The 24690-nt window shown below is 64.3% G+C and carries 24 protein-coding genes; 12 read left to right on the top strand and 12 right to left on the bottom strand.

Annotated elements, in window-relative coordinates:
• Both xseA and FJ934_RS18075 read right to left on the bottom strand, forming a co-directional pair.
• Window positions 1–1632 carry an exodeoxyribonuclease VII large subunit gene (gene xseA, locus FJ934_RS18080; RefSeq protein ID WP_140610942.1) on the bottom strand — a complete coding sequence of 544 codons (1632 nt, stop codon included), beginning with the start codon at window positions 1630–1632 and terminating at the stop codon, window positions 1–3.
• Between the two features lie 75 nt (window positions 1633–1707).
• Window positions 1708–2664, bottom strand: coding sequence for a LysR substrate-binding domain-containing protein (locus FJ934_RS18075; protein ID WP_140610941.1), 957 nt, complete (start codon window positions 2662–2664; stop codon window positions 1708–1710).
• Between the two features lie 177 nt (window positions 2665–2841).
• Between FJ934_RS18075 and FJ934_RS18070 the strand changes: the two genes are divergently transcribed.
• On the top strand, window positions 2842–3132 hold the full coding sequence (locus tag FJ934_RS18070) for a DUF1127 domain-containing protein (protein ID WP_140610940.1): 291 nt from the start codon (window positions 2842–2844) through the stop codon (window positions 3130–3132).
• Window positions 3133–3304: 172 nt separating this feature from the next.
• On the opposite strand, the gene FJ934_RS18065 is transcribed toward FJ934_RS18070, so the two are convergent.
• The 4 genes from FJ934_RS18065 to FJ934_RS18050 all read right to left on the bottom strand — a co-directional run bounded on the left by FJ934_RS18065 (window position 3305) and on the right by FJ934_RS18050 (window position 7317).
• Window positions 3305–4297: a DUF937 domain-containing protein gene (locus FJ934_RS18065; protein WP_140610939.1), complete on the bottom strand. Its 993-nt coding sequence runs from the start codon at window positions 4295–4297 to the stop codon at window positions 3305–3307.
• 90 nt (window positions 4298–4387) lie between these two features.
• A complete protein-coding gene (locus FJ934_RS18060) occupies window positions 4388–5761 on the bottom strand; it encodes a glutamate--cysteine ligase (RefSeq protein ID WP_140610938.1) in 1374 nt (457 codons plus the stop codon).
• A gap of 142 nt (window positions 5762–5903) precedes the next feature.
• Complete coding sequence (locus FJ934_RS18055) at window positions 5904–6638, bottom strand: 16S rRNA (uracil(1498)-N(3))-methyltransferase (RefSeq protein ID WP_140610937.1); 735 nt, start codon at window positions 6636–6638, stop codon at window positions 5904–5906.
• A 31-nt stretch (window positions 6639–6669) separates the two neighbouring features.
• Entirely contained in the window at window positions 6670–7317 is a 648-nt protein-coding gene (locus tag FJ934_RS18050) for a hypothetical protein (protein WP_140610936.1), read from the bottom strand.
• 88 nt (window positions 7318–7405) lie between these two features.
• On the opposite strand from FJ934_RS18050, the gene FJ934_RS18045 reads away from it, so the two are divergent.
• Together FJ934_RS18045 and FJ934_RS28685 are read left to right on the top strand one after the other, a co-directional pair.
• Complete coding sequence (locus FJ934_RS18045) at window positions 7406–8104, top strand: type 1 glutamine amidotransferase (protein ID WP_140610935.1); 699 nt, start codon at window positions 7406–7408, stop codon at window positions 8102–8104.
• 293 nt (window positions 8105–8397) lie between these two features.
• Window positions 8398–8529 carry a hypothetical protein gene (locus FJ934_RS28685; protein WP_264296538.1) on the top strand — a complete coding sequence of 44 codons (132 nt, stop codon included), beginning with the start codon at window positions 8398–8400 and terminating at the stop codon, window positions 8527–8529.
• Between the two features lie 37 nt (window positions 8530–8566).
• Here FJ934_RS28685 and FJ934_RS18035 read toward each other — a convergent pair whose 3' ends face one another.
• The 3 genes from FJ934_RS18035 to FJ934_RS18025 all read right to left on the bottom strand — a co-directional run bounded on the left by FJ934_RS18035 (window position 8567) and on the right by FJ934_RS18025 (window position 11366).
• A complete protein-coding gene (locus tag FJ934_RS18035; protein WP_140610980.1) occupies window positions 8567–9337 on the bottom strand; it encodes a metallophosphoesterase in 771 nt (256 codons plus the stop codon).
• Window positions 9338–9399: 62 nt separating this feature from the next.
• Entirely contained in the window at window positions 9400–10536 is a 1137-nt protein-coding gene (locus tag FJ934_RS18030) for an alpha-hydroxy acid oxidase (RefSeq protein ID WP_140610933.1), read from the bottom strand.
• Between the two features lie 26 nt (window positions 10537–10562).
• The gene (locus tag FJ934_RS18025; protein WP_140610932.1) at window positions 10563–11366 is read right to left on the bottom strand and encodes an FCD domain-containing protein; all 804 of its coding nucleotides are present in this window, start codon (window positions 11364–11366) and stop codon (window positions 10563–10565) included.
• Window positions 11367–11576: 210 nt separating this feature from the next.
• On the opposite strand from FJ934_RS18025, the gene FJ934_RS18020 reads away from it, so the two are divergent.
• The 5 genes from FJ934_RS18020 to glcF all read left to right on the top strand — a co-directional run bounded on the left by FJ934_RS18020 (window position 11577) and on the right by glcF (window position 17864).
• Window positions 11577–12899, top strand: coding sequence for a DUF3422 family protein (locus tag FJ934_RS18020; protein ID WP_140610931.1), 1323 nt, complete (start codon window positions 11577–11579; stop codon window positions 12897–12899).
• Between the two features lie 284 nt (window positions 12900–13183).
• Window positions 13184–14680 (top strand): FAD-linked oxidase C-terminal domain-containing protein, encoded by a 1497-nt coding sequence (locus tag FJ934_RS18015; protein WP_140610930.1) that lies wholly within the window; start codon window positions 13184–13186, stop codon window positions 14678–14680.
• Between the two features lie 31 nt (window positions 14681–14711).
• A complete protein-coding gene (locus tag FJ934_RS18010; protein ID WP_140610929.1) occupies window positions 14712–15143 on the top strand; it encodes a DUF559 domain-containing protein in 432 nt (143 codons plus the stop codon).
• 181 nt (window positions 15144–15324) lie between these two features.
• On the top strand, window positions 15325–16530 hold the full coding sequence (locus FJ934_RS18005; protein WP_140610928.1) for an FAD-binding protein: 1206 nt from the start codon (window positions 15325–15327) through the stop codon (window positions 16528–16530).
• 8 nt (window positions 16531–16538) lie between these two features.
• Window positions 16539–17864 carry a glycolate oxidase subunit GlcF gene (glcF, locus tag FJ934_RS18000; protein ID WP_140610927.1) on the top strand — a complete coding sequence of 442 codons (1326 nt, stop codon included), beginning with the start codon at window positions 16539–16541 and terminating at the stop codon, window positions 17862–17864.
• An 11-nt stretch (window positions 17865–17875) separates the two neighbouring features.
• On the opposite strand, the gene FJ934_RS17995 is transcribed toward glcF, so the two are convergent.
• Both FJ934_RS17995 and FJ934_RS17990 read right to left on the bottom strand, forming a co-directional pair.
• Entirely contained in the window at window positions 17876–18796 is a 921-nt protein-coding gene (locus FJ934_RS17995) for a bifunctional 5,10-methylenetetrahydrofolate dehydrogenase/5,10-methenyltetrahydrofolate cyclohydrolase (RefSeq protein ID WP_140610926.1), read from the bottom strand.
• 250 nt (window positions 18797–19046) lie between these two features.
• Entirely contained in the window at window positions 19047–19796 is a 750-nt protein-coding gene (locus tag FJ934_RS17990) for a L,D-transpeptidase (RefSeq protein WP_140610925.1), read from the bottom strand.
• A 212-nt stretch (window positions 19797–20008) separates the two neighbouring features.
• Here FJ934_RS17990 and FJ934_RS17985 point away from each other — a divergent pair, with 212 nt between their 5' ends.
• Window positions 20009–20647: a DNA-3-methyladenine glycosylase I gene (locus tag FJ934_RS17985; RefSeq protein ID WP_140610924.1), complete on the top strand. Its 639-nt coding sequence runs from the start codon at window positions 20009–20011 to the stop codon at window positions 20645–20647.
• A 30-nt stretch (window positions 20648–20677) separates the two neighbouring features.
• Here the strand turns inward: FJ934_RS17985 and FJ934_RS28775 are convergent, their stop codons facing one another.
• Complete coding sequence (locus FJ934_RS28775; protein ID WP_348642499.1) at window positions 20678–21073, bottom strand: hypothetical protein; 396 nt, start codon at window positions 21071–21073, stop codon at window positions 20678–20680.
• A 76-nt stretch (window positions 21074–21149) separates the two neighbouring features.
• Between FJ934_RS28775 and hisS the strand changes: the two genes are divergently transcribed.
• The 3 genes from hisS (at window position 21150) to hisG (ending at window position 24613) form a co-directional block, all read left to right on the top strand.
• Window positions 21150–22649 carry a histidine--tRNA ligase gene (gene hisS / locus FJ934_RS17975; RefSeq protein ID WP_140610923.1) on the top strand — a complete coding sequence of 500 codons (1500 nt, stop codon included), beginning with the start codon at window positions 21150–21152 and terminating at the stop codon, window positions 22647–22649.
• Between the two features lie 144 nt (window positions 22650–22793).
• Window positions 22794–23915: an ATP phosphoribosyltransferase regulatory subunit gene (locus FJ934_RS17970; protein ID WP_140610922.1), complete on the top strand. Its 1122-nt coding sequence runs from the start codon at window positions 22794–22796 to the stop codon at window positions 23913–23915.
• A complete protein-coding gene (gene hisG / locus FJ934_RS17965) occupies window positions 23912–24613 on the top strand; it encodes an ATP phosphoribosyltransferase (RefSeq protein WP_140610921.1) in 702 nt (233 codons plus the stop codon). The genes FJ934_RS17970 and hisG overlap by 4 nt, the downstream gene beginning before the upstream one ends.
• Window positions 24614–24690 lie beyond the last annotated feature (77 nt).

Here is a 24690-nt window from a genome sequence, read left to right as displayed (position 1 = left end):
TCAGAACAGCGATCCCTGTTTGCCGGGTTCCTTGGTCTTGGCCGCCGGTCTGGCAGCCGGCCTTGGCCGAGCGGTCCCGCTGGTTGCCACCGCATCCGCCGTGCCGTCCGCGAACTCCAACGACAGCGCCATCCCCGACGCCACGTCGGCCGCCTGCTTGATGACGGCGCCGTCGGCGTCCTTCACCAGCGCGAAGCCACGCGCCAGGACGGCCTTGTGGGAAAGCGTCGCCATCAGCCGGTCGGCCTGGCCAATGCGGCCGCGCAGCCGCTCCAGCCTGAGCAGTACCGCCTGGCTGCCACGTCTGGTCAGTGTCGTCAGCAAATCCCTCTGCACACGTTGCCGCCGTGCCGTCGGCTCGATGGTGATGCGACCCTGCAATAATGCCAACTGCTGCCTGTGACGCTGCAACGACGCCTTGGCGCATTTTGGCAACTGATCGGCGGCGCGGTTCAGTTCAGCGCGCCGTGCCCTCGTCAGCGCGCGCAGCGCCCCTTGCGCCCGCAAAAGGTTCCGATCGTTGGTGCGCCGCGCCTCGGCAATCCTCTGCGACAGCATCGCCGGCGTCAATTTTACGGCGAAGAATCGTGCCCGCTTGCGTTCGGTGGACACCATCAGGCCGCGGCCGAGCCGGCTCGTCGCATCATCGAGGCGCCGGCGCGGCAGCGCCAGCAATTGATCGGGCGAGGGCAGTGCGCGCGCCGCCGCGCGGGCTGCCTGCCGCTTGCGCTCGAAATTGCGCAGCACCGCGGCCTTCAGCCGCGCGCCGAGACTGGCAAGCGTCGCTTCGAGATCGGCCTTGACCGGCACGGCGATTTCGGCGGCACCCGTCGGTGTCGGCGCCCGCACATCCGCGACAAGGTCGATCAGCGTCCAGTCGGTCTCGTGGCCGACGGCGGAGATCACCGGAATGCCGGAGGCGGAAACTGCCCGCGCCAGTGTCTCGTCGTTGAAGCCCCACAAATCCTCCAGGCTGCCGCCGCCGCGCGCGACGATCAGCAGATCGGGACGCTGGATCGGGCCAGCCCACGCCAGCGCATTGAAACCAGTGACGGCATTGGTCACTTCCGCGCTCGCGGTTTCTCCTTGCACGCGCACCGGCCAGACGAGCACATGCAGCGGAAAGCGGTCCTTGATGCGGTGGATGATGTCGCGGATGACCGAGCCGGTCGGCGAGGTGACGACACCGATGACGCACGGCATGAACGGCAGCCGGCGTTTGCGGCCCGCGTCGAAAAGCCCTTCCGCCTGCAGCCGGCGCTTGCGCTCCTCCAGCAGCGCCATCAGCGCTCCGGCGCCTGCCGGCTCGAGATTGTCGATGACGATCTGGTAGTTGGACTTGCCGGGATAGGTGGTCAGTTTGCCGGTGGCGATCACCTCCATCCCTTCCTCGGGACGGAATTTCAGCCGGCTCATCGTGCCCTTCCACACCACGGCGTCAAGCCGGGCGCGGTCGTCCTTCAGTGCGAAATAGGCATGGCCGGAGGAATGAGGGCCGCGATAGCCCGAAATTTCGCCGCGCACCCGCACATTGCCGAAGACGTCCTCGACCGTGCGTTTCAGCGCGCCGGAAATCTCGCTCACCGTGTATTCGGTGGCGTTGGTGCGTGATTCGGATGCTGCTTCGCTCATCGGCCGATTGGGGGCCGGTTGGCGCCCCACGTCAAGACGCCCATGTCAGGCCAGCTGTTCATGAACCTGACCCTTCTACCAGCCCGGCAGGATCTGGTTCGGTCTTGGCCGCTTCATCTTGGCGAAGGCAAGTGCGGCGAAGTCGAAGGTTCCCGTCTCCTCGCCGAGCGGCACCGAGATATTGTCCAGGCTTTCCGAAATATGGCGGGCAAGCGCGTCGACGATCTCCGGCCGCGACGTCTGGCCGCGCATGATGCCGATGCGGCAGTCGGGCAGGGCGCCGAAGCCATCGGCTTCGCCCAGCACGCGCATGCCGGGCCTGAGCGCGCATTCCGGCAGCACGGATATCGCGAGGCCGGACAGCACCGCGGCGGTGATGACGGTTGCCGAGAAGCTGGTGAACAGGATGCGATAGTCGCGGTTCTGCTGGTCCAGCACATCGACGGCGGCGCGCCGCCAGATGCAGTTCGGTCGGCCAAAGGCCATCGGCAGGATTTCCTGCTCGTGCGTCGCATGGTTGGCCGAAGAAACCCACAGCAGCGGTTCGCGCCGCACGACTTCCGATTGGCCGCGGACATCATTGTGCGTCACCAGCGCCAGGTCGAGATTGCCGCGCTTGATATGCTCGACCAGCCCCGGCGTCGGCTCGCAGATCACGGTCAGTTCGACGCGCGGATTGGAGCGCGTGAAGCGCGCCATGATCTCCGGCAGGAAACGGTCGGCATAGTCGTCCGGCGTGCCGATGCGGATCGTGCCTTCGAGCCGCTGGTCATCGAAGGCGGCGAGTGTTTCGCGGTTGAGGTAGAGCAGCCGTCTTGCGTAGGAGAGCAGCTTGTCGCCTTCCTCCGTCAGCCTGTTGCTGCGCCCGTCCTTCTCGAACAGGGGCTTGCCGATCCGCTCCTCCAGCCGGCGCATCTGCATCGACACGGCCGACTGGGTGCGATGCACTTCTTCCGCCGCGCGAGTAAAACTGCCGGTATCGGCGATCGAGATGAAGGTCTGCAACTGATCGAGATCGAGTGGCGCTTTCATCGAGATGATCCATCATTGATGTTGATGCCTAGGATTAGAAACATTCGTTGGATTAATCAATCGGTCGATGGCAAATTGGCATTGTCCACATGAAAGCATGTGAATCGAGACCGGAGCGGCACCTGTGACAGGCGCCGCTTGCCCGGCTTCGTCCGCTCGACTCCGAAGGAGGCTGACATGACCATGATCGATTTCGCCACCGAGACCTCGCGCATCATCACGCGTCCGGCCGTTGCGACGCGCGTGGCGAATACAGTCTCCAGCGCCTACCGCGCCTGGAAAAATCGCCGCGCCTTCTATCGCCTTGGCGAGATGTCGGATGCCGAGCTCGCCGATATCGGCCTGACGCGCGCCGACCTGCATGTCGCCGTTGACGTGCCGTTTGGCCGCGACCCGACGGTGATCTTGCGTGAAATTGCCAGCGATCGCGTCGAAACGATCGAGCACATTGCCCGCAAGGTGGCCTGATTGGTTCAGTGTCGGTCCCGTTGAGCCTTTTGAGGGGTCAGCGCGACCAAGGTTCTGCAGGCTCCCCACTCCCTGCCGGTTCCCCGCCGGCCTGCCTGCAAATTGCCCGGTCCTCCCAAGGATCGGGCTTTTCTTTTCGGCTTGCCGGAAATGGTGGGCTTTAGCGTGGCGCCTACCGCCGGTCCATGTCCCGCTTGAACTGGTCGAAGATCGTTTCCACGCCTTTCTGGTACTCGTCGCGCTGCTGGGCGCCGGTCTCGAACATCTTGCCGAAGATATCGTCGAATGGATTCCTCGGCCTGCCGCTCGGGTTGGTCTGCGGCTGCGGTGCCTGACGCTGCTGCGGTGCCTCCGGCGTCGGCTGTTCGCCGCCAAATCCACCCCCGCCGCGCAGCATCTCCTCGAACATCTTTCCCAGCGGGTTGTCGCCGTAGGGGCTCTGTGTCTGCTGCGGCTGCGGCCGGTTCTGTGGTTGCTGGGCAGCGCCACCGAACATGTCCTGCAGCACCTTGCCGAGCGGATTGTCGCCATAGGGATTGGGAGCCGGCTGCGGCCGGCCTTGCGTTTGCGGCGTGCCGCCAAACATATCCTGCAAGACCTTGCCAAGCGGGTTGTCCATCGGGGCCTGGGGCGGCGGCGCCTGCATGCCGCCGCTCTGCCGCATCATCTGCTCGATGATCTGGCCGAGCGGATTGTTGCCGCCGCCGAAGCCGCCTGCGGGCTGCATCGGACCTCCCGTCAACTGGTCCGTCGTCTGCTTGAACAGGCCGCCCATCACCATCGAGGCGATCGCGGGAAGCATCTCCTGCAGAATCTGCTGGCTGACGCCGCTCGCTTGCGCCGCCTGGCTGGCGACGGCGCGCGAAAGCTCTTTCGAGCCGAACAGGTGTCCCAGAATGCCGTTGCCTTCGTCGACGCCTTGCGGCGAGAAGGCGCGCGTCGCATCCTCGAAATACTTGGCGTGCTGGCCGCTGGCCATCGCGGTCATGAAGGCGCCGAGCCCGTAGGGATCGGCGGTGTTGCGCTGCAGCCCTTGCGAAAAAGCCGGCAGCAGCGCGGCGACCGCCGCCTGCGTCTGCTGCATCGAAAGCCCGTATTGCTGGGCAAGCGCCTGCATGCCGTTGCCGTTCTGGGCTTGCGTCAGCATGTCGAACAAGGTGGGCATCGGCTTCTCCTCCGGGAAATCCCCAGCTGAGAGCCTAGTTCGTTTCATCACTCTATTGAAGCGGGTTTTGCCGCTCCTCAACGCGTGGGGTCAGTAGGCGTATTCCATGAACACCGGTTCGATCGAGCCGCCCCAGCGCGTGTGGTAGGCCGACAGCATCTCCTCGGCGCTGGTGGTGCCGCGCGCCACGACCTCGTCGAGCGTGTTGAGGAACGACGTCTCGTCGTAGCCGTCGCGGTTCTTCTTGCCGCGGTTCTTCAGCCCCAGGCGCGAAATGGCCAGCACGTCGCGCGCCATGTCGCGCAGCGTGGCGTTTCGGAAGGGCGCGGAAATACCCAACTCCGGCACGGCGTTGCGCATTGCCAGCACTTCCTTGTAGGTCCAGCTGGAGGTCAGCGCCTCCGCCGCGTCGAGCGCCGCCGGGTCATAGAGCAGCCCGACCCAGAAAGCCGGCAACGCGCAGATGCGCCGCCACGGCCCGCCATCGGCGCCGCGCATCTCCAGGAAACGCTTCAGGCGCACATCGGGGAACAGGGTCGACAGGTGGTTCGCCCAGTCGCCCATCGTCGGCAGACCGTCGGGCACTTCATTGCGCGCGGCGCCGGCCATGAACTGGCGGAAGGTGATGTGCGTCATATCGTGATAGCGGCCGTCGCGAATGACGAAATACATCGGCACGTCGAGGGCCCATTCGACATAATCGGCGAAACCGAAATCGGGCGAGAAGCAGAATTCGAGCAGTCCGGAGCGCTGGTTGTCGGTGTCGCGCCAGATGTCGCCACGCCAGCTCTGCAGGCCGTTTGGGCGGCTCTCGGTGAAAGGTGAGTTGGCGAACAGCGCCGTCGACAGCGGCTGCAGCTTCAGCGACACCTGCATCTTGCGGCGCATGTCGGCTTCGCTCTCGAAGTCGAGGTTCACCTGGATCGTGCAGGTTCGGTACATCATGTCGAGGCCCTTGGTGCCGACCTTGGGCATGTAGCGCGTCATGATCTCATAGCGCGACTTCGGCATTTTCGGCGTCTCGGCCAGCGACCATTTCGGGCTGCCGCCAAGGCCGAGGAAGCGGATACCCATCGGCTCGGCGATCTCGCGCACCTGCGCCAGATGGGCATTGCCCTCGCGGCAGGTCTGGTGGATCGTCTCCAACGGTGCGCCGGAAAGCTCGAACTGGCCGCCGGGCTCGAGCGATATCGCCCCTTGTCCCGTCGGCTCGACCAGGCCGATGATGCGGCCGTCATCGATGATCGGGTCCCAGCCGAGCTTGTTTTGCATGCCTTCGAGGATGGCGCGGATACCGCGTTCGCCGCCATAGGGCACGGGTGCGTTGCCATCGATATAGAACGGAAATTTCTCGTGCTCGGTGCCGATGCGCCACTTGTCGCGTGGTTTGTTGCCCTCGGCCAGGTGCTCGACGAGTTCGTCGACGCCTTCGATCGGCCGGAAATCCGTTGTGTCGCGCGCCATGATCAAGCCCTCAATAGCAGCCGGAGGGCCGCCGGCGGTAAATGGACGAAATGTCAGCAGCCGATCAAGCGAAAAATCCTGAGCCAGAGGTCAAGAGGAATTGAAGAGCGCGCCTTCTTGCTCGGAGGGAGAAAGAAGAGCCTCACCAATCTCCGATCGTTGCCTGCATGACGGCAAGTGCGGCCACGGCCGCCGTGTCGGCGCGCAGGATGCGCGGCCCGAGCGGAATGGCGGTCACGAAGGGCAGGGCGCGCAGCATCTTGCGCTCGTCATCGGAAAAGCCGCCTTCCGGCCCGACCAGCAGCGCCAGCTTCTTCTCCTTCACCTGCTGCAAGGCCGGCAGCGGATTGTTGGTCGAGGCGTCCTCGTCGCAGAAGATCAGCCGCCGCTCCTTGTCCCACCCGGTCAGCAGGCGTTCGAGCTTTTCCGCCTCGCGAAGCTCCGGCACCGCCAGGATGCCGCACTGCTCGGCGGCCTCGACGACATTGGCGCGCAGGCGATCGATTGACGGCTTGGCCACTTGAGTATGCTGGGTGACGACCGGCTGCAAAATACCTGCGCCCATCTCGACCGCCTTCTGCACGAGATAGTCGAGGCGGCCCTGCTTCAGCGGCGCGAAACAGTAGATGAGATCGGGCAGTGGCGGCTGTGGCCGTTGTAGCGTCAGCACTTTCAGCCGCACCGCCCTTTTTGATTTGGCGGCAATGGCCGCCGACCATTCGCCGTCACGGCCGTTGAACAGCAGGACTTCCGCGCCTTCGCCGAGCCGCAGCACATGCATCAGATAGTGACTTTGCTGCTGGCTGGGCTCAAGCTCGATGTCCGCCCCGAGATCATCAGGCACAAACAGACGTTGCATCTTGTAATTGGCGCGCATGGCGGAGGAATGGGGGACCCGGCCGCCGGCGTCAAGCCTCGGCGGACGGGTGCCATACCGGCCGAAAGCCCTGTCTCAACACCGAGATTGTGGTCGGCGGCGTCAGGAGCCGCAGTGGGCGGCCGGCGAGGCCGCTGAAACCTTGCGGTTGGCCATATCCAGCGAACGACCAGTCCAACACCTTGCCGGCGCGCAAGCCATAGGCATTGCCGCCGTCGGCAATCATCGCACCGTCAGGCAGGCCGGCAAGCTCATCGGCGGCGATCGCTGGAGGCTTGCCGCCCGACGCCAGTCTCTCCCTATGCAGCCGTTTGTCGACCTGCGGGGCGCGCGGTTCGGCAATGCCGAAGGCCTTGCCGAAGTGGCCGACAAAATCCCTGGCCCGTTCGCGCTGGCAGAAGAAGCAGGGCCGGTGCCCCGCAGCCAACGCCGTGACCTCGTCCAGGAAAAACAGCTCGGTCCAGCCGGTCTTGCCACCCGGCCGGTTGCGGCCCATCGGCTCGCGCCGTACGTTGCGGAACTGGCACACGCAGATGATCCAGGCCTGCAGGGCCCAGCGTTTCTTCAACAGGGTCTTCGTTTCGGGATCATGGATGATGCCGCGATTGCCGGTGAACAGGCCGCGCTCTGGCACGGCGCGGATGGCGCCGAACGGATCGACCCGGTTCTGCAGTGGCATAGTTCTCTCCCAGGATACGCATCTTGGCTGCAACGCTGGCGGCATGGTATCGCTCCTCGCATCATTTTCATGTCAGCAGGGTTTGCGGATGCGGGTGCTGGTGGTCCAGAACTACGACAATACCGGCCTCGGCCAGGTTGGTGCCGCCCTTGCGGAAGCGGGTGCCGATCTCGATGTGCGCCTGCCCTACAAGGGCGATCCGTTGCCTGACGATGCAGCCGGGCACGATGCCATGGTGGTGCTCGGCGGCGGCCAGAATGCATTGGCCGACGATGAATATCCCTATTTCCCCGCGCTGCTCGAACTGACCCGCGATTTCGCCGGCAAGGACCGCGCGGTGCTCGGCATCTGCCTCGGCAGCCAACTTGTCGCCCGTGCCTTCGGCGGCGAGAACCGCATCGGCGGCGCCAACGAATTCGGCTGGCACGGCGTTTCGCTGACGCCGGACGCCAAGGCCGATCCGGTATTGGCCGCGCTGCCGGAAAAGTTCCCGATCTTCCAGTGGCACGATGACACGTTCGAACTGCCGGAAAACGCCGTGCGGCTCGCCGGCAATGACGTCGCCGAAAATCAGGCGTTTCGGGTCGGCCGCGCGGTCTACGGTTTCCAGTTCCATTTCGAGGCCGACCGGCCGATGGTCAAGGACTGGAGTTCCTCCTTCGCGCCTGTTATCGCCGCGCGCCATCCCGACTGGGCCGGCAAGCTGGACGGCGAAATGGCCCGTAACGGCCCCGACGCGGATGCCGCCGGCCTTGCCATTGCTCGCGCCTGGGTCGCGACCATCTGAGCATCCGCCCTCCGCAGCCCGCCGCGTGACATAATTGGCACGCGGCCCTGAATCCGTCTGGGGAAAACACCTTTCATCCTTGGCTTGTGTCCGCCCGCTATCCTAGAAGGCGCGCGCCCTGCATCGGCTGTGCAACCGCGATGAACCTTTTGTGTGACCCGTGCGACACACCTCCGATACAGAAAATGCCTAGCAGCGCGAAATCGCCGAAAATTTGAAGCGAATTCTCCGTTTCAACGCATTGGTAACTGACCCATGCACAGATGCAGAAAGCTCAACAAGAGATGACTTCCGTGAAAGCAGCGCTTCTGTCCTTTGCCATGCTGTCGGCCATCGTGCTTTGCGGTCTGGGTATCTATACCGCAGATGCAGCCAACAACCACAACGCCATCGACGGCTACGGCGTCACCGCCTCGCTTCGCTAAAGCCGGAGTCTCCCTCGCGTCCTCTAACGCGCGGCGCTCAAGCTTCCTTTATCGCCATTTCCAGGATGCGCTTGTCCGCTCCGTCCACGACGAGCGCGGTAAGCTTGCCTGACTGCCAGGCAAGCGTGTCGACATTGACGCGGTTGACCATCACTTCGGCTTCCGGCACCGGCGTGTGGCCGTGCACCACGATCTTGGGATAAAGGCCGGAATGGTGGTGGAAGAGGTCGCGGATCCAGATCAGATCCGCAGGGCTTTGCTGGTCGAGCGGAACGCCCGGCCTTATGCCGGCATGGCAGAAGAAGAAGTCACCGAAGGTCACCGAAAACGGCAGCGAGCGCAGGAAGTCGATATGGCTCTGCGGCACGGCGTCGACCAGTGCCGCGTGGCCCTGCCGTAGTGCCGCCTCGGCCCTGCCGAACCAGCCATTGCCAGCGGAAAGCGTCACGCCATAGGACTGCGCCGTCTGGATGCCGCCATTGCCCATGAACAGGCCGTCCGGCTCGGGAACGTCGAGAAATTCGAGGAAGCCGATGTCGTGGTTGCCGGCGAGCATCAAATTGCGCGGATCGCGCTTTTGCGCCTCGATCAGGAAATCGATGACGCTTTTGGACTCCGGCCCCCGGTCGGTATAGTCGCCGAGATGGATGATGCGCCAGTCGGACGACGGCGCGTATTCCAGCTCGTTCTCGATCCGGCGATGCATGGCGCTGAGCAGGTCATATCGCCCGTGCACATCGCCGATGGCATAGAGCCGCATGCCGTCCGGTCCACGCGCGTCGAGAAAATGAATGCCGCTCTGCGTCAAGGCTGGCGTCGTCTCCATGATCGGGCCGTCACGTGGAAGCTACGGCCAACGAATGAACGGTCCTAGCGCCGAAGCTGGTCCTTGCCCACGTCCGTCACCAGCCGCTTTCCGCACAGCGCCAGCGTTATGTCCATCTCCTTGCGGATGATTTCCAACGCTTTGGTAACTCCTTCCTTGCCGAGCGCGCCCAGGCCGTAAAGAAATGGCCGGCCGATATAGGTGCCCTTGGCGCCGAGGCAAAGCGCTTTCAACACGTCCTGGCCGGAGCGGATGCCGCCATCCATATGGACCTCGATCTGATCGCCGACCGCATCGGCGATTTCCTCAAGCACCATGATCGACGATGACGCACCGTCGAGCTGACGCCCGCCATGGTTGGAAACGACGATGGCGTCAGCGCCGGTTTTGGCCGCCATCAGCGCATCTTCCTTGTCGAGGATGCCTTTCAGGATCAGCTTGCCGCCCCAGCGCTCCTTAATCCACGCCACGTCCTTCCACGACAGCTGCGGATCGAACTGCTCTGTCGTCCAGGACGATAAAGAAGAGACGTCGCCGACGCCCTTGGCATGGCCGACGATGTTGCGGAAGGTGCGACGCTTGGTGCCGGCGATGCCCAGGCACCAGCGCGGTTTGAGAGCCAAGTCGATGATGTTGGTCAGCGTCATCTTGGGCGGCGCCGAAAGCCCGTTGCGGACATCCTTGTGGCGCTGGCCGAGGATCTGCAGGTCGAGCGTCAGCACCAGCGCCGAGCATTTCGCCGCCTTCGCGCGGTCGATCAGGTCGAGCACGAAATTCTTGTCGCGCAGAACATAAAGCTGGAACCAGAACGGCTTCTTCGTCACCGAGGCGACGTCCTCGATCGAACAGATGCTCATTGTCGACAGGGTGAAGGGCACGCCGAATTCCTCGGCCGCCTGCGCCGCCAGCATCTCTCCATCGGCGTGCTGCATGCCGGTCAGGCCGGTCGGCGCCAGCGCCACCGGCATCGAAACCTTCTGGCCGATCATGGTCGATTCCAGCGAGCGGTTGCTCATGTCGACCAGCACGCGCTGGCGGAACTTGATCTTCTGAAAATCTTCCTCGTTTGCGCGATAGGTGCTCTCAGTCCAGGCACCGGAGTCGGCATAGTCGAAGAACATCTTGGGCACGCGTCGGCGCGCGAGATCCTTGAGGTCTGCAATGGTGAGAATGTCGCTCATGATGGTCCCCGCTTGAATCGAATTGACTAGGAGCGCCTGCGTGCCGGTTCGGTGTCGCCGGCTTCCGAACGCTGCCGCAGCCTGAGCCGCGACACGCGTTGCCACTCGCCGCTGCGCTCGGCTTCCGCCATCGACCGCTCGACATAGGTCATATGGTCCATCGCCGCTTGCCGGGCTCCGGCCGGATCGCCGGCTTTCACCGCGGCGTGGATCGCCTGGTGTTGGGCAAGCAGCGCCTCGCGCGCGCCGGGCACGGTGAACACCAGCAGCCGGTTCTGGAACACGCCTTCCGACAGCAGCCGGTAGCAGGAGCGCAGCGTGTGGAGGAGCAGGATGTTGTGCGCGCATTCGCAGATCGCGTGATGGAATTCGACGTCGATTTCGGCCTCGTCGTCGAAATCGCCGGTGCGATGCGCCTCATCCATGCGCGCCATGATGCGGTCGAGCAGCGCAAGATCCTCGGGGGTAGCGCGCCGCGCCGCATATTCGGCGGCTATGCCTTCGATCTCGCGGCGGTATTCCAGATAGTCGGTCACCGCCTTGCGATGCATCGAGATCAGGTCCGCCACCGGTTTGGTGAACAACTGGCCGATGATGTCGGCGACATGCGTGCCGCCGCCTGGGCGCGTGGTCAGCAGGCCGCGCCCTTCGAGCGCCTTCAGCGCATCGCGCAGGATCGGCCGCGACACGTCGAACTGGCGTGCCAACTCGCGCTCGCCCGGCAACCGGTCACCCGTGCGCAGCACGCCTTCGAGGATGAGGCTCTCGATCTGCTGCACCACCTCGTCGGCGGTGCGCGAATGCTCGATCCTGGAAAAAATATCGCTCAACAGATTGCCTGGAAGGTGAACCGGTATCACGCACGATAAAGCCTGCGTCGCCAACTGGTCAAATTATTTATCCAATTGGTCAGGGTGGGCCGGCATTGTCGCGCGCTGTTCCATCAACCTTCGGCTAAACTTTGCTGTTTGCGTCATCAGGCGATTGGCCCTAGAGGGACGCGACTGCAAGAGGGTCAAGGAAACCCCGGGGGACCAGCCGTGTCAGACGACCCGTCCAATCTCGAATTCCAGCCGCGTGCCAAGGGCAGCGTCATGGGCTTCCCCGCGCATGAGGGCCGGCCCGGCGCACTGGGGGAGGTGCATGCCCGGCCGCATCCGCTGATCGAAAAGCCGCGCGTCCTGGTGCAACTCGCCTTCATGACCGAAGGCGGTTCCAGCGTCGATCATGCCGTGCTTTCCGAACTGTCGCGGCGCCTTGGCATTGCCGCGCCCGACCGCCAGGCGCGTCACCACGCCATGAAGTGGGGCAAGGGCTCGCTGCGCTGGGAGCGGCATACGGAATTCTCGACCTATCTGTGGGAAGGGCCGCTTTCCGAAAACGGCAGGGGGCAGGAGGATTCGCCGTTCGGCAACGGCTTTTCGCCGCCGGGCACCGTCATTTCGGGCATCCGGCTCGAGATCCGCAAATGGACACAGGTGAGCGAGCGGTTGATCGCCGATTTCGACCCTACCAGCCTGTGCTACTCGCTGGTCGAGCGCGGCAACGCGGCAATCGTCACCGATTTCCGCCAGGATGGTGACGGCATGACCCGCATACTGGTGCTCGATCGCGGCCTGACGCCGGCGCGCACCGGGGCGCTGTCGCAGCGGCTGATCGACATCGAAACCTACCGCACGCTCGCCATGCTCGGCCTGCCGCTGGCGCTGACCTTGTCGGGTCGCGCCCGTCGTATCGAGGACAGGCTGGCTCTGACCACGCTGGAAATGAAGGTCGCCGAGACCCGCGACAGCCAGACGCTGCTCGCCGACCTGACCGAACTTGCCGCGGAACTGGAGGCGGACGCGGCCTCGAGTCTTTACCGCTTCGGCGCCAGCCGCGCCTATGATGGCATCGTCGTCGAGCGGCTGGAGGCACTCGAAGAGGAAGCCGTGCCCGGCTACGACACCTGGGAAGGGTTCCTGCAGCGTCGCGTCGCGCCGGCGATGCGGACCTGCCGCTCGGTGGAAGAACGGCAAGCCAACCTGTCGCGAAAACTCACCCGCGCCACCACGCTGCTGCGCACCTGGGTCGATGTCGAGGTCGAGAAGCAAAACCGCGACCTGCTCGCTTCGATGAACAACCGCGCCCGCCTGCAACTGCGGCTCCAGCAGACCGTCGAAGGCCTCTCGGTCGCCGCCGTCTCCTATTATGTCGTCGGCCTGATCGGCTATGTCGCCAAGGGCGCCTCGATCTTCGGTCATGCCTTCGCGCCGGAGATCGTCACCGCCGCCTCGGTGCCGGTCGCCATCCTGCTGGTCTGGTGGGGCGTGCGCCGTGTGCGCCGGATGCATTCCGAGCCCGGCAAGCACGCCGGCGAATAGGCTCGCAATCTCCCCCCTCAAGGTCGCCGAAGGCGACAGAGGGGGTCGCCTCGGGTAGAGCGCCAGCGCTCGTTTCGCGCCAGAGATGAAGTCGGCGATCTAGGTGAGACGACCCCCTCCGGACGCTTCGCGGCCACCTCCCCCTCAAGGGGGAGGGTAGCGGCAGATTGCCGCTGCGGAAGCTCGTCTCGGCCTCGACTTGCGGTCTCAACCAAAGCAGGATTTGCAACGGGCGTGCCGGACTGGTAAAAGATTTTGACCAGTGAACCAGAATGAGGCTGCTGATGTCCGGCCTGGCCATGCCGCAACCTGACGATGCCACGATGCGCCATCGCGACGAGATCGTCGCCGACATGCGCATCATCGTGCCGGGCGAGGGCGTGGTCGATGCTGCCAACGCCATGCGGGCCTTCGAGAGCGATGGCCTCACCGCCTATCGGCAATTGCCGCTGGTCGTGGTGCTGCCTGAAACGGTGGCGCAGGTGTCCCGCGTGCTGAAATACTGCAACGACCGCAACATCCGTGTCGTACCGCGCGGCTCCGGCACCTCGCTGTCGGGCGGCGCACTGCCGCTGGAAGATGCTGTGCTGCTGGTCATGAGCCGCTTCAACCGCATCCTCCAGGTCGACTATCCCAATCGCATCGTCGTTGCCCAACCGGGCGTTACCAATCTCGGCATCACCACCGCCGTCGAGCAGGAGGGCTTTTATTACGCCCCCGATCCATCCTCCCAGATCGCCTGCTCGATCGGCGGCAATGTCGCGGAAAACTCCGGCGGCGTCCACTGCCTGAAATACGGCCTCACCGCCAACAATGTGCTCGGCATCGAGATGGTGCTGATGAACGGCGAGGTGGTGCGGCTGGGCGGCAGTCACCTCGATGCGGAAGGCTATGATCTGCTTGGCGTCATGACCGGTTCCGAAGGCTTGCTCGGCGTCGTCACCGAGGTCACCGTGCGCATCCTGAAGAAGCCGGAGACGGCGCGCGCGCTGCTGATCGGCTTCCCGACCAGCGAGCAGGGCGGCCAGTGCGTCGCCGACATCATCGGCGCCGGCATCATTCCAGGCGGCATGGAAATGATGGACCGCCCGGCCATCCGTGCGGCCGAGGATTTCGTCCATGCCGGCTATCCGCTGGATGTCGAGGCTTTGCTGATCGTCGAGCTCGACGGGCCTGTCGTCGAGGTCGATCATCTCATCACCGCGGTCGAGGCGATCGCCATCCGCAACGGCTCGACCACTTGCCGCATCTCGCAGTCCGAGCAGGAACGCTTGAACTTCTGGGCCGGCCGCAAGGCAGCCTTCCCGGCGGTCGGCCGCATCTCGCCCGACTATTACTGCATGGACGGCACCATCCCGCGCAAGGAACTGCCGCGCGTGCTGCACGGCATGCGCGAGTTGTCGCAGAAATATGGGCTCGGCGTCGCCAATGTCTTTCACGCCGGCGATGGCAATCTGCACCCGCTGATCCTCTACGATGCCAACGTGCCGGGTGAACTCGACAAGGCCGAAAGCTTCGGCGCCGACATTTTGCGGCTCTGCGTCAAGGTCGGCGGCGTCCTCACTGGCGAACATGGCGTGGGCGTCGAGAAGCGCGACCTGATGCCGGAAATGTTCAACCAGATCGACCTCGACCAGCAGATGCGCGTCAAATGCGCCTTCGATCCCAACCACCTGCTCAATCCGGGAAAAGTCTTCCCGCAGCTCCGCCGCTGCGCCGAACTCGGCCGCATGCACGTGCATCGCGGGCAGGTGGCGTTTCCCGACATTCCGAGGTTTTGAGGTGATGTCGTCTCAGAATAGGGGTTAGAGGGTGACGCCCGCACCAAGCCGCCGCTCGCCTGAGAAGATTGCGCGTGCTCGCACACTTCGTCACGGCGACAATCAGGCTGAAGCGTTACTCTGGACCGAGCTAAAGGCCAGAAGGCTCGGCGGGTACAAATTCGTACGGCAGATGCCGATCGGACCATACTTCGCCGATTTTACCTGTCGTAGCGAAAAGCTGGTCGTCGAACTTGACGGAAGTCAGCACTCCGAGAATTCCTATGACCGGCGACGCGACGAGTTCATGCGCGGTGAGGGATTTTCGGTGCTGCGTTTCTGGAATGTCGACATTCTCAAAACTCGCCGGATTGTCTGCGAGACCATTCTCGCGGCACTGGAGGGGCGAATAGCCGAAGACGTGGTCGCCACAGATCTGAGGTTTGTTTTCGCGCCCAAGAAGATTGGGGGCGACGTTCTATGATTGCCCCTCTCCGTCTCGGGCTCCGCCCGAGCCACCTCTCCCCCGCCTTGCGGGGGCGAGGAACCCAAGCTCTGCCGAAGTCTGATTTGCTGTTCAAACAATTCTCGCTCGACAGGATCGCGCGCAAGGAAGTGACGCTCGCTTTTCGCCGCTGGAAGCGGCTGGCTGTCGGTGCAGCACCTTGACCACCTTCACCCCCTCCACCTCAGACGAAGTCCTCTCCACCGTCGCCTGGGCGGCGGCGGAAGAGTCGCCGCTCGAAATCCTGGGCCATGGCTCCAAGCGTGGCGTCGGCCGTCCGCTGCAGACGGAGCACACGCTCGACCTGTCGAGGCTCACCGGCGTGACACTTTATGAACCCGCCGAACTGGTGCTGTCAGCGAAAGCCGGCACGCCGCTGGCCGAGATCGAGAAACTGCTGGCGGAGAACGGCCAGCAACTGGCGTTCGAGCCGATGGACTATGGTCCGTTGCTGGGCGGCGAGCCGGGCAAAGGCACGATCGGCGGCGTGCTCGGCGCGAACCTGTCCGGTCCGAGGCGGCTGAAGGCCGGTGCGGCACGCGACCATATCCTCGGTATCAATGGGGTCTCCGGCCGGGGCGAAGCCTTCAAATCCGGCGGCCGCGTGGTCAAGAACGTCACCGGTTATGATCTATCGAAGCTGATGGCCAACAGCTGGGGTACCTTGGCCGTTTTCACCGATGTCACCTTCAAGGTACTGCCTGCGGCCGAAGCCGAAGTCACCCTGGCGATCAGAGGATTGCTTGATGATGCGGCGGCCGCCGCGATGGCGATGGCACTCGGCTGCAGCGCGGAAGTGTCGAGCGCTGCCTATTTGCCGGAGCGCATTGCCGCGCGCGTCGCCGGCGGCGCGCTCGGCAGTGACGCCGCCACGTTGCTGCGCGTCGAGGGCTTTGGCCCGTCCGTTGCCTACCGTATTGCAGCGCTGAAGACGCTGCTTGGCAAGGCTGGGCCGCTGGAGGAAATTTCCGGTGAGGCCTCGCGGCTGATCTGGCGCGACATACGCGATATCAGGCCCTTCGCCGATGGCGGCGAGAAACCGGTCTGGCGCGTGTCGATGGTGCCTTCGCAAGCGCACCAGATGGTCCTGACCTTGCGCATGCAGGCCGCTGTCAGCGCCTTCTATGACTGGCAGGGCGGGCTGGTGTGGCTGCGCATGGAAGAGGGCGACCCGGAAGCGGCTCTGTTACGGGGGCTTTTGCGCAAACATGGCGGCGGCCACGCGACGCTGGCGCGCGCGGCGCCCGCCCATCGCACGGCGCTGCCGGTGTTCGAACCACAGGCGCCGGCGCTTGCCGCGCTCAGCCTGCGCCTGAAGCAGGAATTCGACCCGAAAAACATCCTCAATCCCGGCCGCATGGCCTAGGACATCAGATGCAGACGAATTTCTCATCCGCCCAGCTTGCCGATCCGCATGTCGCTGAATCGGAAAAGATCCTGCGCAAATGCGTGCATTGCGGTTTCTGCACCGCCACCTGTCCGACCTATGTGACGCTTGGCAACGAGCTCGACTCGCCGCGCGGGCGCATCTATCTCGTCAAGGACATGCTGGAAAACGGCCGTCCCGCCGACAAGGAGATCGTCACCCATATCGACCGCTGCCTGTCGTGCCTGGCCTGCATGACCACCTGTCCATCGGGCGTCAACTACATGCATCTGGTCGACCATGCCCGCGCCCATATCCAGGAGACGTACAAGCGGCCGCTGTTCGACCGGCTGACCCGCGCCATGCTGGCCTTCGTGCTGCCCTATCCCCAGCGCTTTCGCGCCGCGCTCAAACTGGCGAAACTGGGCAAGCCGTTCATTGGCTTGTTCGAGAAGGTCCCGGCGCTGAAGCCGCTCGGCGCGATGCTCAGGCTCGCCCCGACATCGATCCCCGAGGCTTCGCCGCTGGCGTCGCCAGGCATTCATGCCGGGCAGGGCTCGAAAAAGGGGCGTGTCGCCATCCTCACCGGCTGTGCGCAATCGGTACTCGACCCCGCCATCAACGATACGACCATCTCGCTGCTGACACGGCTCGGCGTCGAGGTGGTGGTGCCCAAAGGCGAGGGCTGCTGCGGCGCGCTGGTTCATCATATGGGGCGCGAGGAGGCAGCGCTTGCTTCGGCAAGGCAGAATGTCGACGCCTGGACACGCGCCATCGAACAGGGCGGTCTCGATGCCATCATCATCACTGCCTCAGGCTGCGGCACGACGATCAAGGACTACGGCTTCATGCTGCGGCTGGATCCGGCCTATGCCGACAAGGCCGCGCGTGTGTCGGCGCTGGCCAAGGACATCACCGAGTATCTCACCGCCATCGATCTGCCCGAGCCGGTGCGCAAGCCGGGCACCGTTGTCGCCTATCATTCCGCCTGCTCCATGCAGCATGGTCAGAAGATCATCCGCCAGCCGAAGGAGTTGCTGGCCAAGGCCGGTTTCATCGTCCGCGAGCCGCGTGAAGGGCATCTCTGCTGCGGCTCGGCCGGCACCTACAACATCCTGCAGCCCGAGATTTCGGCCAGGCTGCGCGACCGCAAGGTGAAGAACATCGAGGCGACCGGCGCTTCGATCATTGCCACCGGCAACATTGGCTGCATCACCCAGATTGCGTCCGCCGCGAAGCTGCCAGTGGTGCACACGGTAAAATTGCTCGACTGGGCCTATGGCGGACCGAAGCCAGACGGTGTGCTCGAGGACAGCCTCGTCGCGGCAGAATAAGGATCGGGAGCCTATTCGGCCGCGAGTCTGTCCGCCGTACCGTAAGTCGCCTCGTAGAGCGCGCGCTGCCGGCTGAGCGCCACCATCGTGTTGCGCAGCAGGATTGCCACCGTGATCGGGCCGACGCCGCCCGGCACCGGCGTGATCCAGGAGGCGACCTCGCGCACGCTTTCGGTATCGACGTCGCCGACGATGCGGCTCGCCCCATCCGGCCCGATTTCGGAATTGATGCCGATGTCGATGACGGCAGCCCCTGGTTTCACCATGTCGGCTTTGATCAGCCGCGGCTTGCCGACGGCGACGAACAGCGCATCGGCGCGGCGCGCATGGGCGGCGACCGAGCGCGTCATGTGGTGGCAGACCGTGACGGTCGCGCCTTCGCTCATCAGAAGGAAGGCGATCGGCTTGCCGACGATTTCCGAATGCCCGACGACCACGACTTCCAGGCCCTTGAGATCGAGGCCTGTCTCCTTCAGCAACTCGACCGAGGCGGCCGCCGTGCAGGGCGCAAGATCGAGCTGGTTGTAGACGATGTTGCCGATCGAGGCCGGATGCATGCCCTCGACATCCTTCAGCGGATGCACCGCCGCCTGCAGAGTCTTGATCGGAATATGCGCGGGCACCGGCCGCTGGATGATGATGCCGGTGACGCGCGGATCCGCGTTCAGGCCATGAATTGCCGCTTCCAGCTCGCCTGAAGTGATGGTGGCGGGAAAACGCCGTTCCTCGAAATCGATGCCGGCGAGCTGAGCCTTGGCGCGCTGGTTGCGGACATAGACATCGACGGCATCGGTGTCACCGACGGTGATCGAGATCAGCTTGGGCGGAAAACCCTCGGCTTTGGCAATCGCCGCATCCTGACGCACGGCGGCGATGATGCGCTGGGCAACCGGGCCGCCCTTGAGATAGCGGCTGTCGTCGGACAGGGACATGGGTGGACTCTTTCTCTCGTTGGCGCCGACATAGCAAAAGAACATCGGAAATGTCAGCACGAAAGCGAACCGCGATGCCTTTTTGCGCGACGCAACGCCGCGGAACGCCTCCTACCCAACCAAAAAGGAAAGGGCAGCCCGGTTCCCCGCACTGCCCTTTCTGACCGACCGCATCCCCATACGGCCCGTCCCCTTATTTCTTCCGACCCCAGAAAACGATGCGTCTCCGGGTCAGGTGATTCGCGAAATATTATATCACCTCGACGGTGGTTCCGACATTGACCCGTTCATAAAGGTCGACGACGTCCTCGTTGCGCATGCGGATGCAGCCCGACGACACCGCGCCACCGATCGTCCATGGCTGGTTGGTGCCATGGATGCGATACTCGGTCGTGCCGAGATAGAGCGCGCGGGCGCCGAGCGGGTTCTCGATGCCGCCAGCCAGATAGGTCGGCAGGTAGCGGCCCTTGGCCGCTTCGCGCTTGATCATCTGCGCCGGCGGGCGCCAGTCCGGCCAGACACGCTTGTTGGTGATCTTGTGCGTGCCCGACCATTCGAAGCCCGGCTTCCCGGTGCCGACGCCGTAGCGCCGCGCCTTGCCGTTCTTCTCGACCAGATAGAGGAAATTCTCGCGGGTATCGATCACGATGGTGCCTGGCTTCTGCCCACCGTCATAGTCGACTTCCTGCGGCAGGTAGATCGGGTTGATCTGTGGGCGCATCACCATGCGCTTGGCCGGCGTCTGCACGGCGGCCGTCTGTACGCGGTCGGGCTGTGCTTGCGGCTGCGCATAGCGCAGGCGCGGCTGCTGCTGCGCGACCGAACGGTTCTGCCGCACGATGCCGGGCGCATGGCCAAGCTGCAGCACCCACGGGGCGGAAAGGTCGGGGCTCACCATCACGGGCGGCCTGTCGGCATAGCGGTCGCCGGCGGTGGATGGCGTGACGCTGGCCGCAAACACAGCCGCGGCGCCGAGCAAGGGAAACAGGACTCTCTTCATCGGGAACGCACCTTGATCGTCTGATACAACCGGGTGGAAACGCTCCCCGGTTCAGCGATCATTGGCGCGCCAGCAGCAACCGAAACATGAATCGGAATGCGTAAAATGCGGAAGTGTCAGTAAACCTTTTGGTGTGGTTACCGCCGCGTTCAGGAATCTGGTAAAGCCACGGTAAAGCAGCGCAAAAGCGCGTTAAGGAATGGATTTTAGCCATGCAACAAGAAAACACCGGCCTGCTCGCCGGTCCCGACGGTGTCGCGCGCTGCTTCTGGCACGGCAATCTGCCCGACTATCTGCACTATCACGACCATGAATGGGGCCGGCCGGTGGCTGATGACCGCAGACTGTTCGAAAAGATCTGCCTCGAGGGCTTCCAGTCGGGCCTGTCGTGGCTGACGATCCTGCGCAAGCGCGAGAATTTTCGCGAGGCCTTCGCCGGCTTCGACTTCGACAAGGTCGCCGCTTTCACCGACAAGGATGTCGAGCGCCTGCTCGGAAATGCCGGCATCATCCGCCATCGCGGCAAGATCGTCTCGACCATCAACAACGCCAAGCGCGCTCGCGAAATGGTCGATGAATTCGGCTCGCTGGCCGCCTGGTTCTGGAAGTTCGAACCCGGCAAGGAGGAGCGGCCCGAGATCGTTGATCTCGCCCATCTGCGCGCCAACCCGACCACGGCGGTCTCGGTGCGGATTTCGAAGGAACTGAAGAAGCGCGGCTGGAGCTTCGTCGGCCCGACCACGGTCTACGCCTTCATGCAGGCCATGGGCCTCGTCAACGACCATCTCGAAGGCTGCGTCTGCCGCAAGGAGGTCGAGAAGGAACGGAAGGCTTTCAAGCGGCCGAAATAGCGGCGGCGCCTACGCCCCGGCGCCGGCCTGTCAGGCGCCGATGGTTCTGGACATGTAAAGCCCGGCGAAAATGGCCGCCACGATGGCAAGGGCAGGGTAGATCACCAGCAGTCCTGTCACTAGCGCATCGCGCATGGTGGGCCCGGCGACTTCACCGGATGTCGGCTCGAATGGGCCCGCCGCATGGCTTGTCATCTTGTGAGTGTGGGTGTTGGCAGGGCGTAGATGCGCACATACGTCGCTGGCGTCAATGATATCGAACTTCCGCAGCGTCACCATCGCCCGATCCCCTGTCTCGGCGCGATTTGTCGGCTGCGATTGTGTCGGCACAATGCTGCGCTTGTGGCGGAATTGGTGCATTTGCGTAGTGGTTTGGTGCGGCTTGCCGAAGCGGCCTTCGCCTGGCCTTGCCGCACCAATCAGCATCGGTTAGGACACGCGCGTTGCGAAAACCGCAACATTGTTGACCTGCAAACATCGCGAAACACCGGGCAAACATCTCATGGCCGACAAATCGGAAAAGACGAAAGCGCGGCTGCCGCGCGGGTTTGCCGACCGTAGCGCCGAGGACATCCGCGCCGTCGAGAAGATGATGGCGACGATCCGCTCGGTCTATGAGCTTTATGGTTTCGAACCCGCCGACCAGCCGCTGATCGAATATACGGATGCACTGGGAAAATTCCTGCCCGACCAGGACCGGCCGAACGAAGGCGTGTTCTCCTTCCAGGACGATGACGATCAGTGGTTGTCGCTGCGTTACGACCTGACCGCGCCGACCGCGCGTTTCGTCGCCGAGAATTTCGAGCGCCTGCCCAAACCCTACCGCAGCTACCGCTCCGGCTGGGTGTTCCGCAATGAGAAGCCCGGCCCCGGCCGCTTCCGCCAGTTCATGCAGTTCGACGCCGACACGATCGGCACACCCGGTGTGGCCGCCGATGCCGAAATGGCGATGATGATGGCCGACGTGATGGAAGCGCTCGGCATCAAGCGCGGCGACTACGTCATCCGCGTCAACAACCGCAAGGTGCTGGATGGCGTGCTGGAGGCGATCGGCCTTGGCGGCGAGGAAAATGCGGGCCGCCGGCTGACGGTGCTGCGCGCCATCGACAAGCTGGACAAGTTGGGGCCGGAAGGCGTGCGGCTCCTGCTTGGCCCGGGGCGCTGGGATGGCGGCAAGGAAGGCGAAGGCGACTTCGCCAAGGGCGCTGGGTTGAACGACGCACAGGCCGAAGCCGTTCTTCTTGCGACAGCAAAGGGCCAGGCTCGCCAGGATTCCAATGTCGGCGCGAACACGACCTACCAGGAGGGCGTTGGCGAACTCGCGACGATTGAAGCCCTGGTCAGGGCCGCGGGATATGGCGAGGACCGTATCGCCATGGACCGCTCGATTGTGCGTGGCCTCGAATATTACACCGGCCCCGTCTTCGAGGCCGAACTGCTGGCGGAAATCCCCAATGAGGACGGCCAGATCGTGCGCTTCGGCTCGGTCGGCGGCGGCGGGCGCTATGACGGTCTCGTCTCGCGCTTTCGTGGTGAGCCGGTGCCGGCGACTGGCTTCTCCATTGGCGTTTCGCGGCTGATGACGGCGCTGAAGAACCTCGGCAAGCTCGACACATCCGAAGTGATCGCGCCGGTCGTCGTGCTCGTCATGGACAAGGACACCGAAAGCCTCGGCCGCTACCAGAAGATGGTGGCGGAGTTGCGCGCCGCCGGCATCCGTTCCGAAATGTATCTTGGTGGCGCCGGCATGAAGGCGCAGCTCAAATATGCGGACAGGCGCGGCTGCCCGGTCGCAATCATCCAGGGCGGCGACGAGCGCGCCAAAGGTGAATTGCAGATCAAGGACCTGATCGAAGGCGCGCGCATGTCGGCCGAGATTACCGACAATGCCGAATGGCGCGCGGCGCGGCCGGCGCAGGTGACGGTAGCGGAGGGTGAGCTGGTTGCGGAGGTGAAGAAGATTTTGGCGGCGCAGGCCGAGGAGAGGGCACGTGGCAAGTAGAGGCCGCGTTCTGTCGCGCCCCCCTCTGTCCTGCCGGACATCTCCCCCTGTCCGGCAGGACAGAGGGGGGCGCCGTGGAGCGCCGACCATCGGTCGACCCACTGATCTCAAACCAAAGGGTCGTGCGATGCGAGGGCGCGCTCCATGACCTCCCGCTACCCCGCCATTTCAACCGACATCACCAACCTCTTCGCCGCTCGTGACACCCATGCGGTCGAGGTCGCCGTCCTCCAACCGGCGGACCCCTTCCTCGACATGGCCGGCGAGGATTTGCGCCGCCGCATCTTCCTCACCGAAAGCGAGACCGGCCAGACATTGTGCCTGCGGCCGGAATTCACCATTCCTGTCTGCCTTGACCATATCCGCTCGCAGGCCGGCACGCCGCGCCGCTATTCCTATCTGGGCGAAGTGTTTCGCCAGCGCCGCGAAGGCGGCAACGAGTTCTTCCAGGCCGGCATCGAGGATCTCGGCGACCGCGACACGGCGCAAGCCGACGCCCGCTCCGTGGCCGACGCACACGCGCTGCTCTCACTGGTCCTGCCCGGACAGTCGCTAGCGGTCACGCTCGGCGACCAAGGCATTTTCGAGGCGGTGCTCGCCGCCCTCGGGCTGCCGCGCGGCTGGCGCATGCGGCTGGCCCGTGCCTTCGGCTCGGCGCCGATGTTGCAGGCAGCCCTTGCCGATCTCGCCAACCCGCCGCGTAACGGCCAACTCTCCGGTCCAGTTGCCGCACTTGTCCTCGACGGTGATCTCGAGGGCCTCTCGGCGCACATTGCCGGTGGCATGGAGGAAGCGGAGCTGTCGGCATCGGCCGGCCGTTCGCCGTCCGACATTGCGCGGCGATTGATCGAGAAAGCCGAATTGCGCAGTGTGCGGCTGTCGAACGAGGCCTTCGCGGCGCTGAAGGGTTTTTTGGCGATAGACGTGCCGCTCGATGGCGCGGCGCGAGCGCTGGAGACTTTCGCCGACGGCGCCGGACTTTCGCTGGGCGCCGCGCTTGAAAAGTTTGCTGCCCGCGCCAAGGCGATCGAGGCGCATGGTTTGCCCGCGGGAAAAATCCGCTACGACGCCGCCTTCGGCCGTCCGCTCGATTACTACACCGGTGTGGTCTTCGAGATCGCCGCGCAGGATGGCGAGCGTCCCCTGGCCGGTGGCGGCCGTTACGACCGGCTGCTGACGCTGCTCGGCGCCAGGACCGCGATCCCCGGTGTCGGCTTTTCCGTCTGGCTCGACCGCATCGAAGCGTTGCGGGAGACGGCACGATGATCACGCTGGCGATCCCGTCGAAGGGCCGGCTGAAAGAGCAGGCGCTGGAGGTGCTGGCCAAGGCCGGCCTCGCCGTCAGCCTGCCCGGCGACGAACGCAAATATCACGCCCGCGTCGAGGCCCTGGACAATGTCGAGGTCGCCTTCCTGTCGGCTTCCGAGATAGCCGGCGAGATCGGCCAGGGCGCGGTCGATCTCGGCATCACCGGCGAGGACTTGGTGCGGGAAAATCTCGGCGATTGGGAGGTCCGCGCCGAGATCGTGGCCCGCCTCGGCTTCGGCCATGCCGATGTCGTGGTGGCGGTGCCCGAAATCTGGCTCGATGTCGACACCATGGCCGATCTCGACGACGTCGCCGCCGATTTCCGCCAGCGCCACGGCCGGCGGCTGCGCATCGCCACCAAATACTGGCGGCTGACGCAGCAGTTCTTCTCGCAGAAACACGGGATCCAGGTCTATCGCATCGTCGAGAGCCTCGGCGCCACCGAAGGCGCGCCGGCCGCCGGGCTTGCCGATGTCATCGTCGACATCACCACCACAGGCTCGACGCTGCGTGCCAACCATCTCAAGGTGTTGAGCGACGGCGTCGTCCTCAAATCGCAGGCCTGTCTGGTGGCATCGAAGAAGGCCCGCGCCGCCAGCGATGAAGCCATCCTGCGCGACATCGTCACGAAAATGAGCGCTCTCCCTCCCCCTTGAGGCTAGCGTGCGCACACATCTGCTTCGGAGGGGTGTCAAGGGACGTATTGGCCGGGCGGCAGATGGGGCTTGAAGGG

This window comes from Mesorhizobium sp. B2-4-12 (genome assembly GCF_006441575.1).
In the GTDB taxonomy this organism is placed as follows: domain Bacteria; phylum Pseudomonadota; class Alphaproteobacteria; order Rhizobiales; family Rhizobiaceae; genus Mesorhizobium.
Note: the sequence above shows the minus strand (reverse complement) of the source record. Positions and strands in the feature narration are given on the sequence as shown.

Bases quoted from the DNA above. Each gene is read 5' to 3' on its own strand.
- xseA (WP_140610942.1), bottom strand. From the start codon at position 1,632: ATGAGCGAAGCAGCATCCGAATCACGCACCAACGCCACCGAATACACG.
- FJ934_RS18075 (WP_140610941.1), bottom strand. From the start codon at position 2,664: ATGAAAGCGCCACTCGATCTCGATCAGTTGCAGACCTTCATCTCGATC.
- FJ934_RS18070 (WP_140610940.1), top strand. From the start codon at position 2,842: ATGACCATGATCGATTTCGCCACCGAGACCTCGCGCATCATCACGCGT.
- FJ934_RS18065 (WP_140610939.1), bottom strand. From the start codon at position 4,297: ATGCCCACCTTGTTCGACATGCTGACGCAAGCCCAGAACGGCAACGGC.
- FJ934_RS18060 (WP_140610938.1), bottom strand. From the start codon at position 5,761: ATGGCGCGCGACACAACGGATTTCCGGCCGATCGAAGGCGTCGACGAA.
- FJ934_RS18055 (WP_140610937.1), bottom strand. From the start codon at position 6,638: ATGCGCGCCAATTACAAGATGCAACGTCTGTTTGTGCCTGATGATCTC.
- FJ934_RS18050 (WP_140610936.1), bottom strand. From the start codon at position 7,317: ATGCCACTGCAGAACCGGGTCGATCCGTTCGGCGCCATCCGCGCCGTG.
- FJ934_RS18045 (WP_140610935.1), top strand. From the start codon at position 7,406: ATGCGGGTGCTGGTGGTCCAGAACTACGACAATACCGGCCTCGGCCAG.
- FJ934_RS18030 (WP_140610933.1), bottom strand. From the start codon at position 10,536: ATGAGCGACATTCTCACCATTGCAGACCTCAAGGATCTCGCGCGCCGA.
- FJ934_RS18015 (WP_140610930.1), top strand. From the start codon at position 13,184: ATGTCCGGCCTGGCCATGCCGCAACCTGACGATGCCACGATGCGCCAT.
- glcF (WP_140610927.1), top strand. From the start codon at position 16,539: ATGCAGACGAATTTCTCATCCGCCCAGCTTGCCGATCCGCATGTCGCT.
- FJ934_RS17995 (WP_140610926.1), bottom strand. From the start codon at position 18,796: ATGTCCCTGTCCGACGACAGCCGCTATCTCAAGGGCGGCCCGGTTGCC.
- FJ934_RS17990 (WP_140610925.1), bottom strand. From the start codon at position 19,796: ATGAAGAGAGTCCTGTTTCCCTTGCTCGGCGCCGCGGCTGTGTTTGCG.
- FJ934_RS17985 (WP_140610924.1), top strand. From the start codon at position 20,009: ATGCAACAAGAAAACACCGGCCTGCTCGCCGGTCCCGACGGTGTCGCG.
- FJ934_RS28775 (WP_348642499.1), bottom strand. From the start codon at position 21,073: ATGCTGATTGGTGCGGCAAGGCCAGGCGAAGGCCGCTTCGGCAAGCCG.
- hisS (WP_140610923.1), top strand. From the start codon at position 21,150: ATGGCCGACAAATCGGAAAAGACGAAAGCGCGGCTGCCGCGCGGGTTT.
- FJ934_RS17970 (WP_140610922.1), top strand. From the start codon at position 22,794: ATGACCTCCCGCTACCCCGCCATTTCAACCGACATCACCAACCTCTTC.
- hisG (WP_140610921.1), top strand. From the start codon at position 23,912: ATGATCACGCTGGCGATCCCGTCGAAGGGCCGGCTGAAAGAGCAGGCG.